A 17,801-nucleotide genomic window follows, 5' to 3' on the forward strand; every position below is an offset into this window, starting at 1 on the left:
CAGAACTCGTTCGGAATACGGCAGCCGGGCGGCTGCCCAAAAATAAAGGGGCCGCCAGGGCCCCTTACCGTCATTATTCGTTATTGCCAATCCACCAGGCAGTAGTGTTTCTTGCCGCGGCGCAGCAGCGTGTAGCGGCCGAACAGACGGTCTGAATCGCTGAAGCGGTATTCGGCATCGGACTGTTTCTCGCCGTTGATGGTCACCGCGTTGGAACCGATCATGGTGCGCGCCTGGCCGCGTGACGGCACCAGTTCGGCATTCACCAACGCCTGCTGCAGATCGGCGTCGCCATCCAGTTTGATGGTCGGCATGCCGTCCTGCGCCAGCTGGGCGAAGTCCGCTTCGGTCATGTCGTGCAGCGCGCCGGAGAACAGGCTCTGGGTGATGCGCTTCGCGGCCGCCAGGCCTTCCGCACCGTGCACCATGCCGGTCACTTCTTCCGCCAGCACGTACTGGGCGCGTGGCGCCTTGCCGCTGTTCTTGTCTTCTTCTTCCAGCGCATTGATGTCTTCCAGGCTCATGAAGGTGAAGAACTTCAGGAAGCGGTAGACGTCGGCATCGGCGGTGTTGATCCAGAACTGGTAGAACTTGTACGGGCTGGTTTTTTCCGGCGCCAGCCAGACCGCGCCGCCTTCGGTTTTACCGAACTTGGTGCCGTCTGCTTTGGTGATCAACGGCACGGTCAGACCGAACACCTGCTTCTGGTGCTGGCGACGCGTCAGATCGATACCCGAGGTGATGTTGCCCCACTGATCGGAACCGCCGATCTGCAGCTCCACCTGGTGGCGGTTGTACAGCTCGGAGAAATCGAAGCCCTGCAGCAGGTTATAGGAAAACTCGGTGAAGGAGATGCCGGAGTCGTCGCGATTCAGGCGCTGCTTAACCGCTTCCTTATTGATCATCTGGTTGACGGAGAAGTGCTTGCCGATGTCACGCAGGAAGGTCAGCACGTTCATGCCGCCGAACCAGTCGTAGTTGTTGGCCGCGATGGCGCTGTTGCTGCCGCAGTCGAAATCGAGGAACGGAGAAACCTGCTTGCGGATCTTCTCGACCCACTCGTTCACCGTATCGGTGGTGTTCAGCTTGCGCTCCGCCGCTTTGAAGCTCGGATCGCCGATGAGGCCGGTGGCGCCGCCCACCAGCGCCACCGGCTTGTGGCCGGCCAGCTGGAAGCGCTTCAGGCACAACAGAGGAACCAGATGGCCCAAATGCAAGCTGTCAGCGGTCGGATCGAAACCGCAATACAGTGCAATTGGCCCTTGCGCCAGTCGCTCCGCTAACGCTTCCTCATCCGTAACCTGGGCAACGAGGCCCCGCTCTTGCAGTTGTTTAATCAAGTTGCTGCTTGCCATCAATGACTCCATGTATAAACGAATGCACCTTTGCCGGTACACGGCCTTTCGCCCAGTGGCGAAATAAAAAATTCAGGGTAGCGCATAGAATAAAGCGCCGGCGGCGTCAGCACCAGCGCTTAGAGGGGATTTTCCGTCTTCAGGGTGCCAGTCGGTCAATTTTCCAGTCATTCCCGTCCCGCTGATACAGGAAACGGTCATGCAGGCGATGGGCGCCGCCCTGCCAGAACTCGACGGAGTCGAATTTCACGCGGAATCCGCCCCAGAAACTCGGCAACGGCACCTCGCCCTGCTGGAACTTCTGCTTCAGCTCGAGGAATTTGCTTTCCAGCACGCCGCGCGCGGAAATGCGCGAAGATTGCTGCGATACCCAGGCGCCGATCTGGCTGTCTTTCGGGCGACTGTTGAAATACTTCAGCACGTCGAGGGTCGACAGACGCTCCACCTGGCCGAGAAAAATCACCTGGCGATCGAGCATGTGCCAGGGGAACAGCAGGCTGATATGCGGGTTTTGCGCCAGCTGCTGCGCCTTGCGGCTGCCGAGGTTGGTGTAGAACACCAGCCCCTGCTCATCGAAATGCTTGAGCAGCACAATGCGTTGATAAGGCTGGCCGTGTTCGTCGACGGTCGCGACGCACATGGCGGTAGGATCGGCCAGGCGCGCGTCGCAGGCCTGTTTCAACCAACGCTCGAACAGCTCGAGTGGGTTGGCGGTCAGATCGTTGCGGCGCAGGCCGCCTCGGGTGTATTCACGGCGCAGGTCCGCAACATCAAACTCATTCTTTTCAATCATCTGGGTTATCGACCAACTGAAAAATCCGTCGTTACATTCTGCGCCTGCGGCGCCAGGAACTCAATCGCTCCGACGCCGCCGCCGACCGTCACTCCGTCAACACGCAGTCGCTCATGACTACCTTGCCGTTGCGCTCAAGATAGGCGTTACGGTCTTTCGACCAAAAAGTGTATTTGCCGTCGCTGTATTTGGCACCGGTCAGCGCCAGCACCTGCTTGAGATGCAGCTGCTCGCCATCCATCAGCAGGCTGACTTCGCTCGCCTTGCCGTCGAGCGCCACCGTCAGCGGCGTAGTGCCGCACTGGTAGTGCATCGTCTGGCTGCTTTGCGGCAGGATGTAGCTGCAGCCGGACAGCGCCAGCGCGCCGGCGACGAAAATGACTTTTTTCATGCTGTTGCTCCTTAGAAAAATCCTTCACAGGCTATCCTAACAGAGCTAACGGGCCCCCAATGGCAAAACCGGATAAATCCCACCCAACACCGTTTCACGGCTGGCGCCGGTCACCGAAGGCAGGTTGCCGGCCTGGCCGGACAGCGTGCGAAACGCCAGCCAGGCGAAGGCCAGCGCCTCCATGTCGTCGCCGCTGACGCCGAAATCGTCGGTCAGCCCGACCTCCGTCCCCGGCAGCAGCGCAGACAGGCGCGCCATCAGCAGCGTGTTGCGCGCCCCGCCGCCGCACACCAGCAGGCGCTCGCACCCGCCGGCCAGCAGCACCTGTTCGCTGATGCTGACGGCGGTCAGTTCCGTGAGCGTGGCCTGCACGTCGACCGGCGCCATCGCCGGCAATCCGGCCAGCTGCCGCTCCAGCCAGGCGATATTGAAATACTCGCGGCCGGTGCTTTTCGGCGCCGGCAGCGCAAAGTAAGGATCCGCCAGCATCTGCTGCAACAGCGGTAAACAAACCCGCCCCTGCATGGCCCAGCCGCCGTCCTGATCGTAAGGCTGCGCACGGTGGCGCCACACCCAGGCGTCCATCAGCATGTTGCCCGGCCCGGTATCGAAACCGCGCACCGGCGTACCGGGCAACAGCAGAGAAAGGTTGGCGATGCCGCCGACGTTCAGCACCATGCGCCTCTCGACGGGATGCCCCAGCAGCGCCTGATGAAACGCTGGCACCAGCGGCGCGCCCTGCCCGCCGTAGGCCATGTCGCGCCGGCGGAAATCGCCGACGGTGGTGATATTGGTCAGCGCGGCGATGCGGTTGTTATCGCCGAGCTGCATCGAGAAACGCGCGTCGCCTTCCGGTTCGTGCCACACCGTCTGGCCGTGGCAACCGATGGCGGTGATCTGCTCAGCGTCGATGCCGGTTTGCTTCAGCAAGCCGAGCACCGCCTCGCCGAACAGCGTGCCCAGTTGAGCGTCCAGCCGGCCGACGGCCGCCAACGTGGTCTGCTGCCCCTGGCACATGCCCAGAATCTCTTTTTTCAGCGCCATCGGCATCGGGTGGCTATAGCTGGCCTGCTGCGCCACCATGCGATCGTCGATCGCGGCCAATACCACATCGATTCCGTCCAGACTGGTGCCGGACATGACGCCTATATAGCGGCCTGACTTCATAGCAACATCCTCTAACCCGCGCGGTAAGCAAATTTTATCCTGACAAATAAACCAGAATTGCCGGATTAACGCCATGAATTATGATGCTTTTTTTACAGGCCGTGAGCCAGACACCGCCTCCCGGCGCCGCTGTGGCACATGTAATGTGTTAAACCGTGCCATAACAGGCAACGGAATGTCGCCAAGGCTGTCATAAAGGTAAACCGCGGTTTATTATTGGTTGAACAGAGAAAAGTTAAGCTGCGTGCAGCGATGGAGCATGGCGGTGTGTCAACTTTCAGCCATACTTTGTCTATCATTTTCACTGAATCTTGCCTGGAGAGCATTGCCAGGTTATGGACTACTACCATCAGGAGTTTTGTATGATCAAGCGTCTTCTCGTCGTTGCCGTCGCCGCCGTTACGCTGGCCGGCTGTGCCAATGAATCCATGTCCGGCGATGTCTACTCGTCCTCGCAGGCCAAGCAGGTGCAGAACGTCACCTACGGGACGCTGGTTTCCGTGCGTCCGGTTAAAATCCAGGGCGGCGAAGGCTCCAACGCCTTGGGGATGATCGGCGGCGCAGTGATTGGCGGCCTGTTGGGTAACACCGTAGGCGGCGGCACCGGCCGTACGCTGGCTACCGCGGCGGGCGCCATCGCCGGCGGCGCGGCGGGCAACAGCATCGGTGAAGTGGCCGGCCGTACCTCAGGCTACGAGCTGGAAATCAAAACCGACCAGAAAGAGAACATCGTGGTGGTACAGAAAGCGGGCGACACCAAGTTCAGCCCAGGCCAGCGCGTGCGCATGGCGCGCATGGGCGACACCATCACCGTCTCTCCGCTGTAAGTCAGTCGGCGACAAACGGCAAACCGGAGGCAATCGCCTCCGGTTTTATTTCTGATGCTGTGAAACTGTAATCGTAGAAAATAAGAATATTATTATTTGTTCTGCAGTTCGGTGATATTTTGTTCTAACTTGCCAATCAGCCCTACCAACAGATGCACTTCGTCGGCGGTAATGCCGCTTAAAATCTCACTGCGTGTCGACGTGATCACACTGTCCACTTCCCTGATGATCGGATCGGCCGCGTCGGTCAGCTTGATGCGCTTCGCGCGGCGATCGTTGGCACAGGTGTGGCGCGTGATCAGCCCCTTCTCCTCCAGTTGGTCCAGCGTGCGAACCAGTGATGGTTGCTCGATACCGATCGCCTTGGCCAGCTGGATTTGCGACTGCTCCGGCGGCAAGCGATTGATATTGTGCAAAGTGACCCAGTGCGTTTGGGTCAGCTCCAACGGCTTGAGCCGATGATCGATGAGCGCGCGCCAAACACGAACTAATCGTGCTAAATCTGAACCTAATGTTGACTCCACTTCCCCCTCCTTATAATTAGCATGCTAACATTACCTCCCAGAGTTTAGACTATTTTGGGTAACTCACATTAAAAACACAAATGTATATAATGTATATTGTGGAAATAGCCACTATTTTTAGCCGCTATTGTTTAATCGTTATGCAAATATTCAACATATTCACCCTTAGGGATTGTTAATGTGAATACATCATGGTTACACACCTCATCCCCCTTACCCGATTTGGTCCTGGGGGCATCGCTTTATTTTCCACCTATATTTAAAGCTTTTTTACTAGGACTGGTCTTATGGCTGCTGATTCATCAGCTGCTGAGAGACTGGATGTATTCCGGTGAAATCTGGCATCCCATGTTGATGGACCTGTCCATTTTCGTTCTGACCGTCAGCGGTTCCTTATGGATTTTAGCGAGTTGGTAACCCATGCAGCATAAAACATTAAAATACTTTTCTACGGTGATCGTCTGCGCCATTGCCGTCTGCGCCGGTTGGTGGCTCTGGAATTATTATATGCAATCCCCATGGACCCGTGATGGAAAAGTGCGCGCCGAACTCGTCAATATCACCCCTGAAGTCTCTGGAAGATTAGAGAAAATAAGCGCGAATGACAATCAGTTCGTACCTGCGGGAAGTCTGATTTTTACCCTCGACCCGGTGCCCTACCAGATCGCGCTGGACAATGCTGAGGCCGCGGTGGCAAAAGCGCAATCCGATCTGGCCAAGGCAGACCACGAGGCCGCCCGCCGTCGCGGTTTGCCGCGTAACGTTATTTCCGCTGAAGATTTGGACGCGTCCAATTTAGCCGCTCAGGCAATGAAGGCCGCCTATAAAGCCGCCCTGGCCAACCTGGAACAGGCCAAATGGAATTTGAGCAAAACCAAAATTTACGCACCAACCGACGGCTATATCACCAATCTGCAGGCACGGGTCGGGAACTACGCCAACGCCGGCACGCCGCTGGTGGCGTTGGTGGATGTACATTCGTTTTATGTACTCGGTTATTTCGAAGAAACCAAGCTGAAGCATATAAAAGAAGGCAATAAAGCGGACATCGTTTTATATAACGGCAACACGCCGCTGCAGGGGGAAGTAGAGAGCATCGGCCGCGCCATTTACGATCAGAGCGTCGACAGCAGCAACGATCTATTAATGGACGTTAAGCCTAATGTTCCCTGGGTGCGTTTGGCTCAGCGCGTGCCGGTGCGGATAAAATTGCTCAACGTGCCCGCCGATTTGACGCTGGTCGCCGGCACCACCTGCACCATTTCGATTCATCAGCGGAACTAAAGTGTGAACCTGCCTTTTTTGGAGTGGAGCCGCACCCCCTGGGGTAAGGCGACCGGCGGCCAATGGCGCTATGCGCTGCGCAATTCACTGGCGATGTGTCTCGCGCTGTGGGTGGCGTTCGTGCTCGAGCTCGACGAGCCCTCTTGGGCGCTCACCTCCGCCGCAGTGGTGAGTTTCCCCACCGTCGGCGGCGTGATCAGCAAAAGCATCGGCCGCATCTTCGGCAGCCTGATGGGTGCCGCCGCGTCGGTGGCGATCGCCGGCCACTGTCTGAACGATCCCTGGCTGTTTACGCTGTTCATCGCCGCGTGGATCGGGCTGTGCACCTATATCTCCAACCATTACCAAAACAACGTCTCTTACGCGTTCGCACTGGCGGGCTATACCGCCGCCATCATCGCCTTCGGCACGGTCAACGTCACCGATACCCAGCAGATTTTCGATATCGCGCAGGCGCGGGTTTGCGAAGTGATCACCGGCATTCTGTGCGGCGGATTGATGATGATGATCCTGCCCAGTACCTCCGACGGCGAAGCGCTGCTGACCTCGCTGCGGCGCATGCAGCTACGCCTGTTGGAGCACGCCGCCATGCTGTGGCAGCCGGAGATCACCGCCCAGATGCGCACCTCGCACGAAGGGGTCATCGGCCAGATCCTGACCATGAACCTGCTGCGTATTCAGGCGTTCTGGAGCCACTACCGGCTGCGGCGGCAAAATAACCTGCTCAACTATCTGCTGCACCAGCAGTTGCGCATTACCAGCGTTATCTCCAGCCTGCGCCGCATGCTGCTGAACTGGCCGGATCGCCCCGCCAATCTGATGCCGGTGCTGACGCAACTGCTGGACGAGCTGCGCGATCCCGCCACCGACAAATACCGTTTGGCGCACCTGCTTCAGCAGATCGCGCCGCAAGAGCCTACGGACTACCGCCACCGCGCCTTCTGGCTGCGCCTGCGCCATTTCTGCTGGCTTTACCTGCGCTGCAACCGCTGGCTGCAGCGGCTGGAGAGCGCCACGGCGGTCAGCGATCTCCAGCCGCCGCGCGTCACCTCGCTGGCGCGCCATACCGACAGCTACGAAGCCGCCTACAACGGCCTGCGCACCTTTTTGTGCATCGTGATCGGCTGCGCCTATTGGATCAACACCCAGTGGGACGCCGGCAGTGCGGCGCTGACGCTCACCGCCATCAGCTGCGTGCTCTACTCCTCGACGCCTTCACCGATCAACAGCGTCAGCACCTTGCTCAAGGCGGTGCTGCTGCTCTCGGTCGTCTGCTTCGTAGTAAAATTCGGTTTGATGATCCAGATTGACGACTTCTGGATGTTCTGCGCCTTCCTGTTTCCGATCCTGGTGACCATGCAAATGCTCAAGCTGCAGAATCCGCCTTATGCCGCGCTTTGGGGGCAGCTGATCGTCTTTATGGGGTCGTTCCTGACCGTCAGCAACCCGCCGAGCTATGACTACCAGTCCTTCATCAATGACAACATCGCTAAAGTCGTCGGCGTGCTGCTGGCCGGGCTGGCGTTTCAGATCCTGCGCCCCAGCTCGGACAAACGCAAAAGCCGCCGCATTATCCGCGCGCTGCGGCGCGATTTTATCGATCAGTTGAGCAAAAGGCCGCAGCAGAGCGAAAGCCAGTTCGAATCGCTGATCTACCATCGCATCAGCCAGCTCAATCAAAGTCAGGATCAGGAAGCGCGCACCTGGCTGCTGCGCTGGGGCGTGGTGCTGCTCAACTGCAGCCATATCGTCTGGCAGCTGCGCGACTGGCAAACCCGTTCCGATCCGCTGTCGGCGGTGCGCGATGTCTGCATCCACTGCCTGCGCGGTATCATGACGGAGAAAGGCGTGCAGCACAGTTCGCTGGACGCCACGCTGCAGGAGCTGCTGCGCATGAGCAACGCGCTGGCGCACCACCCGGAACAGGCGGCGCGCGATTTGGCCGGTCTGATTTGGCGACTCTACTGCTCGCTGCAGCAGTTGCAGCAGGCGATGGGCCAGCCCGCCACCGCGCCGGCCGTTAGCGGCGGGTGATCACTTGATCACCCCGCAGGCGAAACGCTCACCGCCGCCGCCGAGCGGCAATGGGTGATCCGAGTGGTTATCGCCGCCGGCGTGCACCATCAGCGCCTTGCCCTCAATTTCACTGATTTTTTTCAGCCGCGGCGCCAACACCGGATAGTTCGCCATGCCGTCGGCGGTCACATAGATGGCAGGCAAATCACCCAGATGCCCGTCGGCATACGGCCCGAGGTGCTTCCCGGTCTTTTGCGGATCAAAATGCCCGCCGGCCGCCAGCGCCGCCACCGCTTTGCCGTCCTTCATCCCCGGCTCGCAGCTGCCTTTTTCATGCACGTGGAAGCCATGAACCCCGGCCGGCAACGCTTTCAGGCTCGGCGTGAACAGCAAGCCATACGGCGTTTCGCTGATGACCACCTTGCCGATATCCTGACCGATCCCCTGCCCGGTCACCAGGTGCATCTCGACGTCGGTTGTCGCCGCCTGAGCCGCGCCACACGCCATCAGGCCAAGTGCTGCATACCAATAACGTTTCATCAATCAGTCTCCTTAATGTCTCTGCTGAGCTTTCAGTATAGGAGAGCCGGCGCAGGCACTGTTAACCAACGCACAATCTCGCCAATTTGATTCGCACACCTAATATTTAGGGCTAATACTATTTCTACCGATGTTGGTCCTCTGACCAGCTGTCGTTCGGCTAACGTTGTTTCCCTGTTTCCACCGCCGACGCATGAGAGTTCACTCCCCGGCCAGGCGGCATAATTCATAAGGAACTGATATGGGCATCTTTAGCTATAAGGATTTGGACGAAAACGCGTCGAAAACGCTGTTTTCCGACGCCTTGGCCATCTCTACCTACGCTTACCACAATATCGATAACGGCTTCGACGAAGGCTACCACCAGACCGGTTTCGGGCTGGGCCTGCCGCTGACGCTGATCACCGCGCTCATCGGCAGCACCCAATCGCAGGGCGGCCTGCCCGGCCTTCCCTGGAACCCCGACTCAGAACAGGCCGCGCAGGAGGCGGTGAACAATGCCGGCTGGTCGGTCATCAGCGCCGCGCAGCTGGGTTACGCCGGCAAAACCGATGCACGCGGCACCTACTACGGTGAGACCGCCGGTTACACCACCGCTCAGGCCGAGGTGCTGGGCAAATATGACAGCGAAGGCAATCTCACCGCCATTGGCATCTCATTTCGCGGTACCAGCGGCCCGCGCGAGTCGCTGATCGGCGATACCATTGGCGATGTGATTAACGATCTGCTGGCCGGTTTCGGGCCGAAAGGCTACGCTGACGGCTACGCGCTGAACGCCTTCGGCAATCTGCTGGGCGACGTAGCGAAGTTCGCGCAGGCGCACGGGCTGAGCGGCGAGGACGTGGTGGTCAGCGGCCACAGCCTCGGCGGGCTGGCGGTCAACAGCATGGCCGCGCAGAGCGACGCCAACTGGGGCGGCTTCTACGCGCAATCCAACTATGTTGCCTTCGCCTCGCCGACCCAGTACGAAGCCGGCGGCAAGGTGATCAACATCGGCTACGAAAACGATCCGGTGTTTCGTGCGCTCGATGGCACCTCGCTAACCCTGCCGTCACTGGGCGTCCACGATGCGCCGCACGCCTCCGCCACCAACAATATCGTCAACTTCAACGACCATTACGCGTCGGACGCCTGGAACCTGCTGCCGTTTTCCATTCTCAACATTCCGACCTGGCTGTCGCACCTGCCGTTCTTCTATCAGGACGGGCTGATGCGGGTGCTGAACTCCGAGTTTTATTCGCTGACCGACAAGGACTCGACCATCATCGTCTCCAACCTGTCGAACGTGACGCGCGGTAATACCTGGGTGGAAGACCTGAACCGCAACGCGGAGACGCACAGCGGGCCGACGTTTATCATCGGCAGCGACGGCAATGATTTGATCAAGGGCGGCAAAGGCAACGACTATCTCGAGGGCCGCGACGGCGACGATATCTTCCGCGACGCCGGCGGCTACAACCTGATCGCCGGCGGCAAAGGCCACAATACCTTCGATACCCAACAGGCGCTGAAGAACACCGAGGTCGCCTACGATGGCAATACGCTTTACCTGCGCGACGCCAAAGGCGGCATTACGCTGGCGGACGACATCAGCACCCTGCGCAGCAAAGAAACCTCCTGGTTGATTTTCAGCAAAGAGGTGGATCATCAGGTGACCGCGGCCGGATTAAAATCGGATTCGGGCCTCAAAGCCTATGCCACTGCCACCACCGGCGGCGACGGCGATGACGTCCTGCAGGCTCGCAGCCACGACGCCTGGCTGTTCGGCAACGCCGGCAACGACACGCTGATCGGCCATGCCGGCGGCAACCTGACCTTCGTCGGCGGCAGCGGCGATGACATCCTGAAGGGCGTCGGCAACGGCAATACCTTCCTGTTCAGCGGCGATTTTGGCCGCGACCAGCTGTATGGCTTCAACGCCACCGATAAGCTGGTGTTTATCGGCACCGAAGGCGCCAGCGGAAATATCCGCGACTACGCCACGCAGCAAAACGACGATCTGGTGCTGGCCTTCGGCCACAGCCAGGTCACGCTGATCGGCGTCTCGCTCGATCACTTCAACACCGATCAGGTGGTGTTGGCCTAAGGATCGGCGTAAAAAAAGCCGGGCGCTTTCGTCGCCCGGCTTTCCTCTTTTTTGCTCCGCCTTAAGGCACGTCATACCCCAGCGCCGCCTTGCGAATGCGGAACCACTGCTGGCGGTTCAGTACCAGCTTCTGCGCCTTCAGCGCCGAGCGCACCCGCTCAATCTTGCCGGAGCCGATAATCGGCAGCGGCGACGACGGCAGACGCATCACCCAGGCGTACACCACCTGTTCAATGGTATCGGCGCCGATCTCTTGCGCCACCCGCTGTAGCTCGTCGCGCAGCGGCTGGAACTCGGCGTCGTTGAACAGGCGCCCGCCCCCCAGGCAGGACCAGGCCATCGGCTTGATGCGCAGTTGCTGGCACTGGTCGAGCGTGCCGTCGAGAATGGCCGGCTGGTGAATCGGCGAGATCTCCACCTGGTTGGTCGCCAGCGTGAACGGCAGGCGCGACTGCAATAGCTGGAACTGCGCGGGCGTAAAGTTGGAAACGCCGAAATGGCGCACCTTGCCGCTTTTATGCAGCGCGACGAAGGCTTCAGCCACGTCGTCGGCATCCATCAACGGATCCGGCCGGTGGATCAGCAGCAGATCGAGGTAGTCGGTATGCAGATGGCGCAGCGATTGTTCCGCGCTCTGTACGATATGGTCACGGTCGGTGATGTAATGGCCGATCGGGTTGCCGGGCTTGGCGGTGGTGGCGATGCCGCACTTGGTCACCAGCTCCAGCGACTGGCGCAGCGCCGGCTTCAGGCGCAGCGCGTCGCCGAACGCCTGTTCGCAGGCGTAACCCCCGTAGATATCCGCGTGGTCGGCGGTGGTGACGCCCAGTTCAACATGCTGTTCGATGAACGTCAGCAGCTGCTGCGGCGACATGCCCCATTCCATCAACCGCCAGTAACCGCAAATCATGCGGGAAAATTCAGGCCCCTGCGGCGCGAGACGTATACGTTCTACCATTGCGAAAACCTCATGACATTAGTTGTCAGCCAGCATACACAAGCCGGTGAGGCACAGGGAAGCGGTAAGCCACACGAACGTGCGGCAGATCAGGAAAGGTTAAAACAGCGACGGCTGTTCCGGCAGCGGCTCGTCGGGCGCTTTATTGGCGCGTTGCAGGCGCAGGAAGCGTTGACGGCAAAGGCGCAGCACCTCGCGCTTCTGCGCGTCGCTCATGCTCATCCAGCCGAAGCGCTCCTCGCGGCTGCGCAGGCAGCCACGGCAGAATCCGCGGTCGTCGGCCTGACAAATGCCGCGACACGGGCTGGGGATGTCGAAAAATTCAAGCTGCTGCGCCACGGGGCCTCCTGCGTTCTCTTGCTAATTGAAGACGCCATCGCCGCCGCTGGCAAGTCCCTTTTCGCCATTGCGGCGAAAATAGTCGCGCAAATAACGCAGCGCCTGGCGGCTTTTCTCCGGCACGTTACGCTCGAGCGTCAGCGCGTGCAGCCGCAGCGGCGCCGGTCGCCACTCCGGCAACAGCAGCAACAGCTCGCCACGCTGAAGCTCGTCGCCAATTTCATACAGCGGCTGAATGGAAATGCCCAGCCCGGCGCGGGTAAAGGCGCGCATCACGTTCATGCTCTCGCTGACGATCTGCCCTTCCGCCAGCCGCAGCTTAACCTGCTGGCCGGACTGGTGCAGCAGGTCCAGATGGGCCCCGCTGTAGCCGCTGGAGATCCAGCGGTGCTGCACCAAATCCTGCGGTTTTTCCGGCACCCCATGCTGGCTGAGATAACGCGGTGCGGCGCACAGCACCATCGGCCATGCCGTCAGCGGGTGCGCGATCATATTGGCGTCCGCCAGCTGCCGGTTGGCCCGCAGCGCAATGTCGACCCGCTGCTCTATCATATCGACGATGCGATCGTCCGCCAGCACCCGCAGCGTCAGCTTGGGATGCGCCTGCAGCAGCGGCGCCAGCGCCTCTGCCAGCGATCGGCCGCCGATGCCGACCGGGGTGGCAATGCGCAGCTCGCCCACCAGCGTATCCCGCAGCTCCGCCAGCCGCTGTTCCGCCTGCTGCGCCTGTTGCAGCATCGCCTCGCAGCCGGGGTAAAACGCCGCCCCCGCCTCGGTCAGCGCCAGACGACGGGTGGAGCGGTGCAGCAGCGGCACCCCGAGCGCCTTCTCCAGCGAGCGCATATGCTGGCTGACCGCCGACGGCGTCATGCCCAGCCGCCGCGCCGCGCCGGCCAGCGATCCCTCCGCCACCACGGTGGCGAATATCGCCATTCGATTGAGTTTATCCACGATTATGAAGTTTTACTTAATCAAGAAAGCATGAATATGGCACTAATCACGGCTATTGTTAAGGGCTAGAGTATAAACCACGCAGCAGGCATATCGGCCTGCTTCATGATACTGAACACATCCCCGAAGGAGCATACAGATGAAAGTAGCCATTATTGGAGCAACCGGTTTTGTTGGCCGCCGCGTGGTGGATGAAGCGCTGGCTCGCGGCATTCAGGTGACGGCGATCGCCCGTCAGAAAAAAGAGTTGCCGGAGCACGCCAATCTGACCGTCGCGCTGGGCGACGTTGCCGATACCGCCTGGCTGGCGGGGCAATTGCGCGGTCAGGATGCGGTGATCAGCGCCTACAACCCCGGCTGGGGCGAAGACAACCTGTATGAAAAGACCGCTCGAGGCGCCCAACAGATCCTCACCGCGGTCGAACAGGCCGGCGTCAAGCGCCTGCTGGTGGTCGGCGGCGCCGGCAGCCTGGAAGTGGCACCGGGCGTTGAACTGGTGGATACGCCGCAGTTCCCGGAAAATATCCGCCCCGGCGCGCAGGCGGTACGCGATCTGCGCAACAAGCTGCGCAATGAATCGGCGCTCGACTGGACCTATCTCTCGCCAGCTGCCCTGCTGGAACCGGGCAAACGCACCGGTCAGTTCCGCCTCGGCACCACCCAGCTGCTGATGAACGGCGAAGCGCCGGCCAGCATTTCGGTGGAAGATCTGGCGGTCGCCATCGTCGATGAGATTGAAAAACCACAGTTTATTCGCGCGCAGTTCACCGCCGCCTACTAAACTGCCTCATTGCCAGGCCGCCCGGCCTGGCCTTTTCCCTGCGTTCACCGCCGCCAGTATTCTGAATTTCTAAGGTTTTCTTAAGTTTCATCCGGTAGATTTCAAGGCATTATCTCCTCTCAGGATCCAGATTTGGCAATGTGGTTACGTCAACGCTTACAGTGCAACAGCCTCGGTTTTATCCTCGCCACCGCCCTGTTCTTCACTCTGTTTCAAAACGCGTTATTCCTGCACCGCGCCTGGTCGTATATCACCTTCGATAGCGTCCACAGCGTCATTTTCGCCGCCAGCATGCCGGTGGTGATTTTCTGTGCGCTGAATATCATCTTCAGCGTGTTGACCGTGCCCTACCTGCGCAAGCCGCTGATCGTCTTTTTCTTGCTGGGCAGCGCCGCAGCCAACTATTTCATGTACAGCTATGGCGTGGTGATCGACGGCAACATGATGCAGAACGCCTTCGAAACCAATACCCAGGAAGCGACGGCGCTGCTGACGCCGCGCATGGGGTTGTGGCTGGCGCTGCTCGGCGTTCTGCCGGCGGTGGCGGTCTGCTTCACCCATATTCGCCAGACCCGCCCCTGGTGGTATATGGTCGGGCTGCGCGCCGCCAACGTCATGCTGTCGTTGGTGGTGATCCTGATCGTCGCCGCGCTGTTCTACAAAGACTACGCTTCGCTGATCCGCAACAATAAAAGCGTGGTGAAGATGTTGACGCCTTCCAACTTCGTCGCCGGCACGCTCAAATTTACCGAACAGCGCTATTTCACCCGCAATCTGCCGCTGGTAAAAATCGGTGAAGACGCGCGAAAAGGGCCGCTGATCGCCGGGCAGGCCAAGAAAACGCTGGTGATCCTGGTGGTGGGCGAAACCGCCCGCGCCGAAAACTTCTCCCTCGGCGGCTACGAGCGCGAAACCAACCCGCGCCTGAAGCAGGACGACGTGGTCTACTTCAAGAACGCCAGCTCTTGCGGCACCGAGACGGCGATCTCCGTCCCCTGCATGTTCTCCAACATGCCGCGCAGAGAGTACGACGCGACTCAGGCGGCACACCAGGAGGGCATGCTCGACGTGCTGGCGCATGCCGGCGTCAACGTGCTGTGGCGCGATAACGACGGCGGCTGCAAAGGCGCCTGCGACCGGGTGCCGCACATCGACATGACCAAATTGAAACTGCCGCAGGACTGTGACGGCGAAGTTTGCATGGATAACGTGCTGCTGTATAAGCTGAACGACTACATCAATAGCCTGAAAGACGACGGCGTGATCGTGCTGCACCAGATGGGCAGCCACGGCCCGGCTTACTACCGCCGCAGCACGCCAGAATTCCAGACATTTTCGCCGACCTGCAACAGCAATCAGATCCAGGATTGCAGCCATGAACAGCTGGTGAACACCTACGACAACTCGATCTTGTATACCGACGCGATGCTCGATGCCACCATCAAGCTGCTGCAGCAGTATGACGACCGCTTCAATACCGCGCTGGTCTATTTGTCCGATCACGGCGAGTCGCTGGGGGAAAACGGCATGTACCTGCACGGCACGCCTTATGTCTTCGCGCCGAGCCAGCAAACGCACGTGCCTTTCCTGATGTGGATGTCGGCCGACTATCAGCGCAACTTCGGCGTCGATCGCCAATGCCTGAACGCGCTGGCGGAAAAGGGCGATGTGTCGCAGGACAACCTGTTCCATACCCTGCTGGGCATGCTGAACGTACAAAGCCGCGAATATCAATCCCGGCTGGATATCCTGCAGCGTTGCCGCAACGCGGCGTAAGCGCTTAACTTCCTCGTGCCGCTGGGGCACAATAGTTCGCAGACAACCGGCGTTTTGTGCGCCGGTTTTTTTATTCCCATTGACCTAGACCAATCGGTCTATTATGCTCGGCACCATGATGACCAAATCAACGCATTGCAACGTGGACACACGTGAACATCTGCTCGCCACCGGCGAAACTCTCAGCCTGCGCCTGGGCTTTACTGGCATGGGGCTGAGCGAATTGCTGGCCACTGCGGGCGTGCCGAAAGGCTCGTTCTACCACTATTTCCGCTCGAAGGAAGCCTTCGGCGAAGCGATGCTGCAACGCTATTTCGCGCATTATGATGCAGAAATGCAGGCGCTGTTTGCCGATGAGCACGGCGATGCCCGCCACCAGCTGCTCGGCTATTACGCCCAGGCCATCAGCTACCACTGCCGCAGCGAATGCCATAACGCCTGCCTGGCGGTGAAGCTTTCCGCCGAGGTGAGCGATCTGTCAGAACCGATGCGCCATGCGCTGGAAACAGGCACCGCTCGCGTGATCGGCCACCTGCAGGAGGCCATCGAACGCGGTATCGCCGAGGGCTCGCTGTCGGTGGCCATGAGCCCGGCAGCGACCGCAGAGACGCTGTACTCACTGTGGCTCGGCGCTTCGCTGCGCGCCAAGATCCGCCACTCGCTGGCGCCGTTGACCAGCGCGCTGGAAAGCATCGAGTTGCTGCTGCGCCCGCCGCAACCGTAACGGTAACAATTTCTTTTTATTGAAAAATGCAGTTCGTGGTTTTTTATCGCCCACCACTAGACGACCGGTCTATTAAATACAGGATGCACTATGAAGACTGAAAAATTGCTCTCTCCGCTGAAGGTTGGCGCCATCACCCTGCCCAACCGCGTGTTTATGGCTCCGCTGACGCGTCTGCGCAGCATCGAGCCGGGCGATATTCCTACGCCGCTGATGGCGGAATATTACGCACAGCGCGCCGGCGCGGGCCTGATCGTGACCGAAGCGACGCAGGTTTCCTTCCAGGCGAAAGGCTACGCCGGTGCGCCGGGGTTGCATACGCCGGAGCAGATCGCCGCATGGAAAAACATCACGCAGGCAGTGCATGATAAAAACGGCCATATCGCCGTGCAGCTGTGGCACGTAGGCCGCATCTCCCACGCCAGCCTGCAGCCGGGCGGGCAAGCACCGGTCGCCCCTTCGGCAATCAACGCCGAAACCCGCACCACCGTGCGTGATGAAACCGGTGCCTGGGTGCGCGTACCGACCTCCACGCCGCGCGCGCTGGAAACCAGCGAGATCCCGGGCATCGTCAACGATTTCCGCCAGGCGACCGCCAACGCGCGGGAAGCCGGCTTCGACTTCATCGAACTGCATGCCGCCCACGGCTATCTGCTGCATCAGTTCATGTCGCCGGCCTCCAACCAACGTACCGATCAATACGGCGGCAGCATCGAGAATCGCACCCGCCTGACGCTGGAAGTGGTCGACGCGGCGGTCGCCGAATGGGGTTCTGAGCACATCGGCATCCGCATCTCGCCGCTGGGGCCGTTCAACGGGCTGGACAACGGTGAAGATCAGGAAGACGCGGCGCTGTATCTGGTGGAAGAGCTGAACAAGCGCAACATCGCCTACCTGCACATTTCCGAGCCGGACTGGGCCGGCGGCAAGCCGTATTCCGACGCCTTCCGCGACTCGGTGCGCGCCCACTTTAAAGGGGTGATCGTCGGCGCCGGCGCCTACACCGCCGAAAAAGCCGAAGCCTTGATCGAAAAAGGTTTCATCGACGCGGTGGCCTTCGGCCGCAGCTACATCGCCAACCCGGATCTGGTGGAGCGCTTCCGTCAGCACGCGCCGCTGAACGAACCTAAGCCGGAAAGCTTCTACGGCGGCGGCGCCGAAGGGTATACCGACTATCCGTTTCTGGCGAAGTAACCCGTCCTGATCCCAAACGGCCATGCGACTGCCTGGCCGTTTTTTTTATGCGCCGCACGCAAAAAAGCCCGCACGGGGCGGGCCGGTGTTCCCTG

18 protein-coding genes are annotated in these 17,801 nt (G+C 60.0%); 9 read left to right on the forward strand and 9 right to left on the reverse strand.

Translation table 11 applies throughout. The features are described from left to right. Window positions 1-80: 80 nt before the first annotated feature. From tyrS to anmK, 4 genes are all read right to left on the reverse strand, one after another. The gene (gene tyrS, locus ACUXAC_RS08325; protein ID WP_025302669.1) at window positions 81-1,355 is read right to left on the reverse strand and encodes a tyrosine--tRNA ligase; all 1,275 of its coding nucleotides are present in this window, start codon (window positions 1,353-1,355) and stop codon (window positions 81-83) included. A gap of 139 nt (window positions 1,356-1,494) precedes the next feature. Continuing rightward, complete coding sequence (pdxH, locus tag ACUXAC_RS08330) at window positions 1,495-2,148, reverse strand: pyridoxamine 5'-phosphate oxidase (protein WP_025302668.1); 654 nt, start codon at window positions 2,146-2,148, stop codon at window positions 1,495-1,497. An 88-nt stretch (window positions 2,149-2,236) separates the two neighbouring features. Next, window positions 2,237-2,539, reverse strand: a complete 303-nt coding sequence (locus tag ACUXAC_RS08335; RefSeq protein WP_004931294.1) for an MliC family protein — start codon at window positions 2,537-2,539, stop codon at window positions 2,237-2,239. A 45-nt stretch (window positions 2,540-2,584) separates the two neighbouring features. Then, the gene (gene anmK / locus ACUXAC_RS08340; RefSeq protein ID WP_084826314.1) at window positions 2,585-3,706 is read right to left on the reverse strand and encodes an anhydro-N-acetylmuramic acid kinase; all 1,122 of its coding nucleotides are present in this window, start codon (window positions 3,704-3,706) and stop codon (window positions 2,585-2,587) included. Window positions 3,707-4,068: 362 nt separating this feature from the next. Between anmK and ACUXAC_RS08345 the strand changes: the two genes are divergently transcribed. After that, on the forward strand, window positions 4,069-4,533 hold the full coding sequence (locus ACUXAC_RS08345) for an outer membrane lipoprotein (RefSeq protein ID WP_025159710.1): 465 nt from the start codon (window positions 4,069-4,071) through the stop codon (window positions 4,531-4,533). Window positions 4,534-4,625: 92 nt separating this feature from the next. On the opposite strand, the gene slyA is transcribed toward ACUXAC_RS08345, so the two are convergent. Continuing rightward, complete coding sequence (gene slyA, locus ACUXAC_RS08350) at window positions 4,626-5,057, reverse strand: transcriptional regulator SlyA (protein WP_038874827.1); 432 nt, start codon at window positions 5,055-5,057, stop codon at window positions 4,626-4,628. A 180-nt stretch (window positions 5,058-5,237) separates the two neighbouring features. Between slyA and ACUXAC_RS08355 the strand changes: the two genes are divergently transcribed. Genes ACUXAC_RS08355 through ACUXAC_RS08365 form a run of 3 tightly spaced genes read left to right on the forward strand, consistent with a single transcriptional unit; the run spans window position 5,238 to window position 8,375 of the window. Further along, on the forward strand, window positions 5,238-5,474 hold the full coding sequence (locus tag ACUXAC_RS08355; protein WP_004931303.1) for a DUF1656 domain-containing protein: 237 nt from the start codon (window positions 5,238-5,240) through the stop codon (window positions 5,472-5,474). A 3-nt stretch (window positions 5,475-5,477) separates the two neighbouring features. Next, window positions 5,478-6,341 carry an efflux RND transporter periplasmic adaptor subunit gene (locus ACUXAC_RS08360; RefSeq protein WP_060440051.1) on the forward strand — a complete coding sequence of 288 codons (864 nt, stop codon included), beginning with the start codon at window positions 5,478-5,480 and terminating at the stop codon, window positions 6,339-6,341. Between the two features lie 3 nt (window positions 6,342-6,344). Then, complete coding sequence (locus tag ACUXAC_RS08365; protein ID WP_342169143.1) at window positions 6,345-8,375, forward strand: FUSC family protein; 2,031 nt, start codon at window positions 6,345-6,347, stop codon at window positions 8,373-8,375. Here the strand turns inward: ACUXAC_RS08365 and sodC are convergent, their stop codons facing one another. Beyond that, entirely contained in the window at window positions 8,376-8,897 is a 522-nt protein-coding gene (sodC, locus tag ACUXAC_RS08370) for a superoxide dismutase family protein (RefSeq protein ID WP_060419163.1), read from the reverse strand. Between the two features lie 241 nt (window positions 8,898-9,138). On the opposite strand from sodC, the gene ACUXAC_RS08375 reads away from it, so the two are divergent. Then, on the forward strand, window positions 9,139-10,983 hold the full coding sequence (locus tag ACUXAC_RS08375) for a polyurethane esterase (protein WP_060440053.1): 1,845 nt from the start codon (window positions 9,139-9,141) through the stop codon (window positions 10,981-10,983). A 61-nt stretch (window positions 10,984-11,044) separates the two neighbouring features. Here ACUXAC_RS08375 and ACUXAC_RS08380 read toward each other — a convergent pair whose 3' ends face one another. From ACUXAC_RS08380 to ACUXAC_RS08390, 3 genes are all read right to left on the reverse strand, one after another. After that, window positions 11,045-11,941 carry an aldo/keto reductase gene (locus tag ACUXAC_RS08380; RefSeq protein WP_038874812.1) on the reverse strand — a complete coding sequence of 299 codons (897 nt, stop codon included), beginning with the start codon at window positions 11,939-11,941 and terminating at the stop codon, window positions 11,045-11,047. A gap of 99 nt (window positions 11,942-12,040) precedes the next feature. Next, window positions 12,041-12,280, reverse strand: a complete 240-nt coding sequence (locus ACUXAC_RS08385) for a DUF1289 domain-containing protein (protein WP_019455980.1) — start codon at window positions 12,278-12,280, stop codon at window positions 12,041-12,043. A 21-nt stretch (window positions 12,281-12,301) separates the two neighbouring features. Beyond that, window positions 12,302-13,231, reverse strand: a complete 930-nt coding sequence (locus ACUXAC_RS08390) for a LysR substrate-binding domain-containing protein (protein ID WP_187135399.1) — start codon at window positions 13,229-13,231, stop codon at window positions 12,302-12,304. 139 nt (window positions 13,232-13,370) lie between these two features. Here ACUXAC_RS08390 and ACUXAC_RS08395 point away from each other — a divergent pair, with 139 nt between their 5' ends. The 4 genes from ACUXAC_RS08395 (at window position 13,371) to nemA (ending at window position 17,706) form a co-directional block, all read left to right on the forward strand. Then, complete coding sequence (locus tag ACUXAC_RS08395; protein WP_060440054.1) at window positions 13,371-14,012, forward strand: NAD(P)-dependent oxidoreductase; 642 nt, start codon at window positions 13,371-13,373, stop codon at window positions 14,010-14,012. A 138-nt stretch (window positions 14,013-14,150) separates the two neighbouring features. Continuing rightward, window positions 14,151-15,788: a phosphoethanolamine transferase EptA gene (gene eptA, locus ACUXAC_RS08400; RefSeq protein ID WP_060419173.1), complete on the forward strand. Its 1,638-nt coding sequence runs from the start codon at window positions 14,151-14,153 to the stop codon at window positions 15,786-15,788. A 103-nt stretch (window positions 15,789-15,891) separates the two neighbouring features. Next, a complete protein-coding gene (locus ACUXAC_RS08405) occupies window positions 15,892-16,512 on the forward strand; it encodes a TetR/AcrR family transcriptional regulator (protein ID WP_047727651.1) in 621 nt (206 codons plus the stop codon). Between the two features lie 90 nt (window positions 16,513-16,602). Beyond that, window positions 16,603-17,706 (forward strand): alkene reductase, encoded by a 1,104-nt coding sequence (gene nemA, locus ACUXAC_RS08410; protein ID WP_060432117.1) that lies wholly within the window; start codon window positions 16,603-16,605, stop codon window positions 17,704-17,706. The last annotated feature ends 95 nt before the right edge of the window (window positions 17,707-17,801 follow it).

The organism is Serratia sp. 121840015-1 (assembly GCF_053627655.1).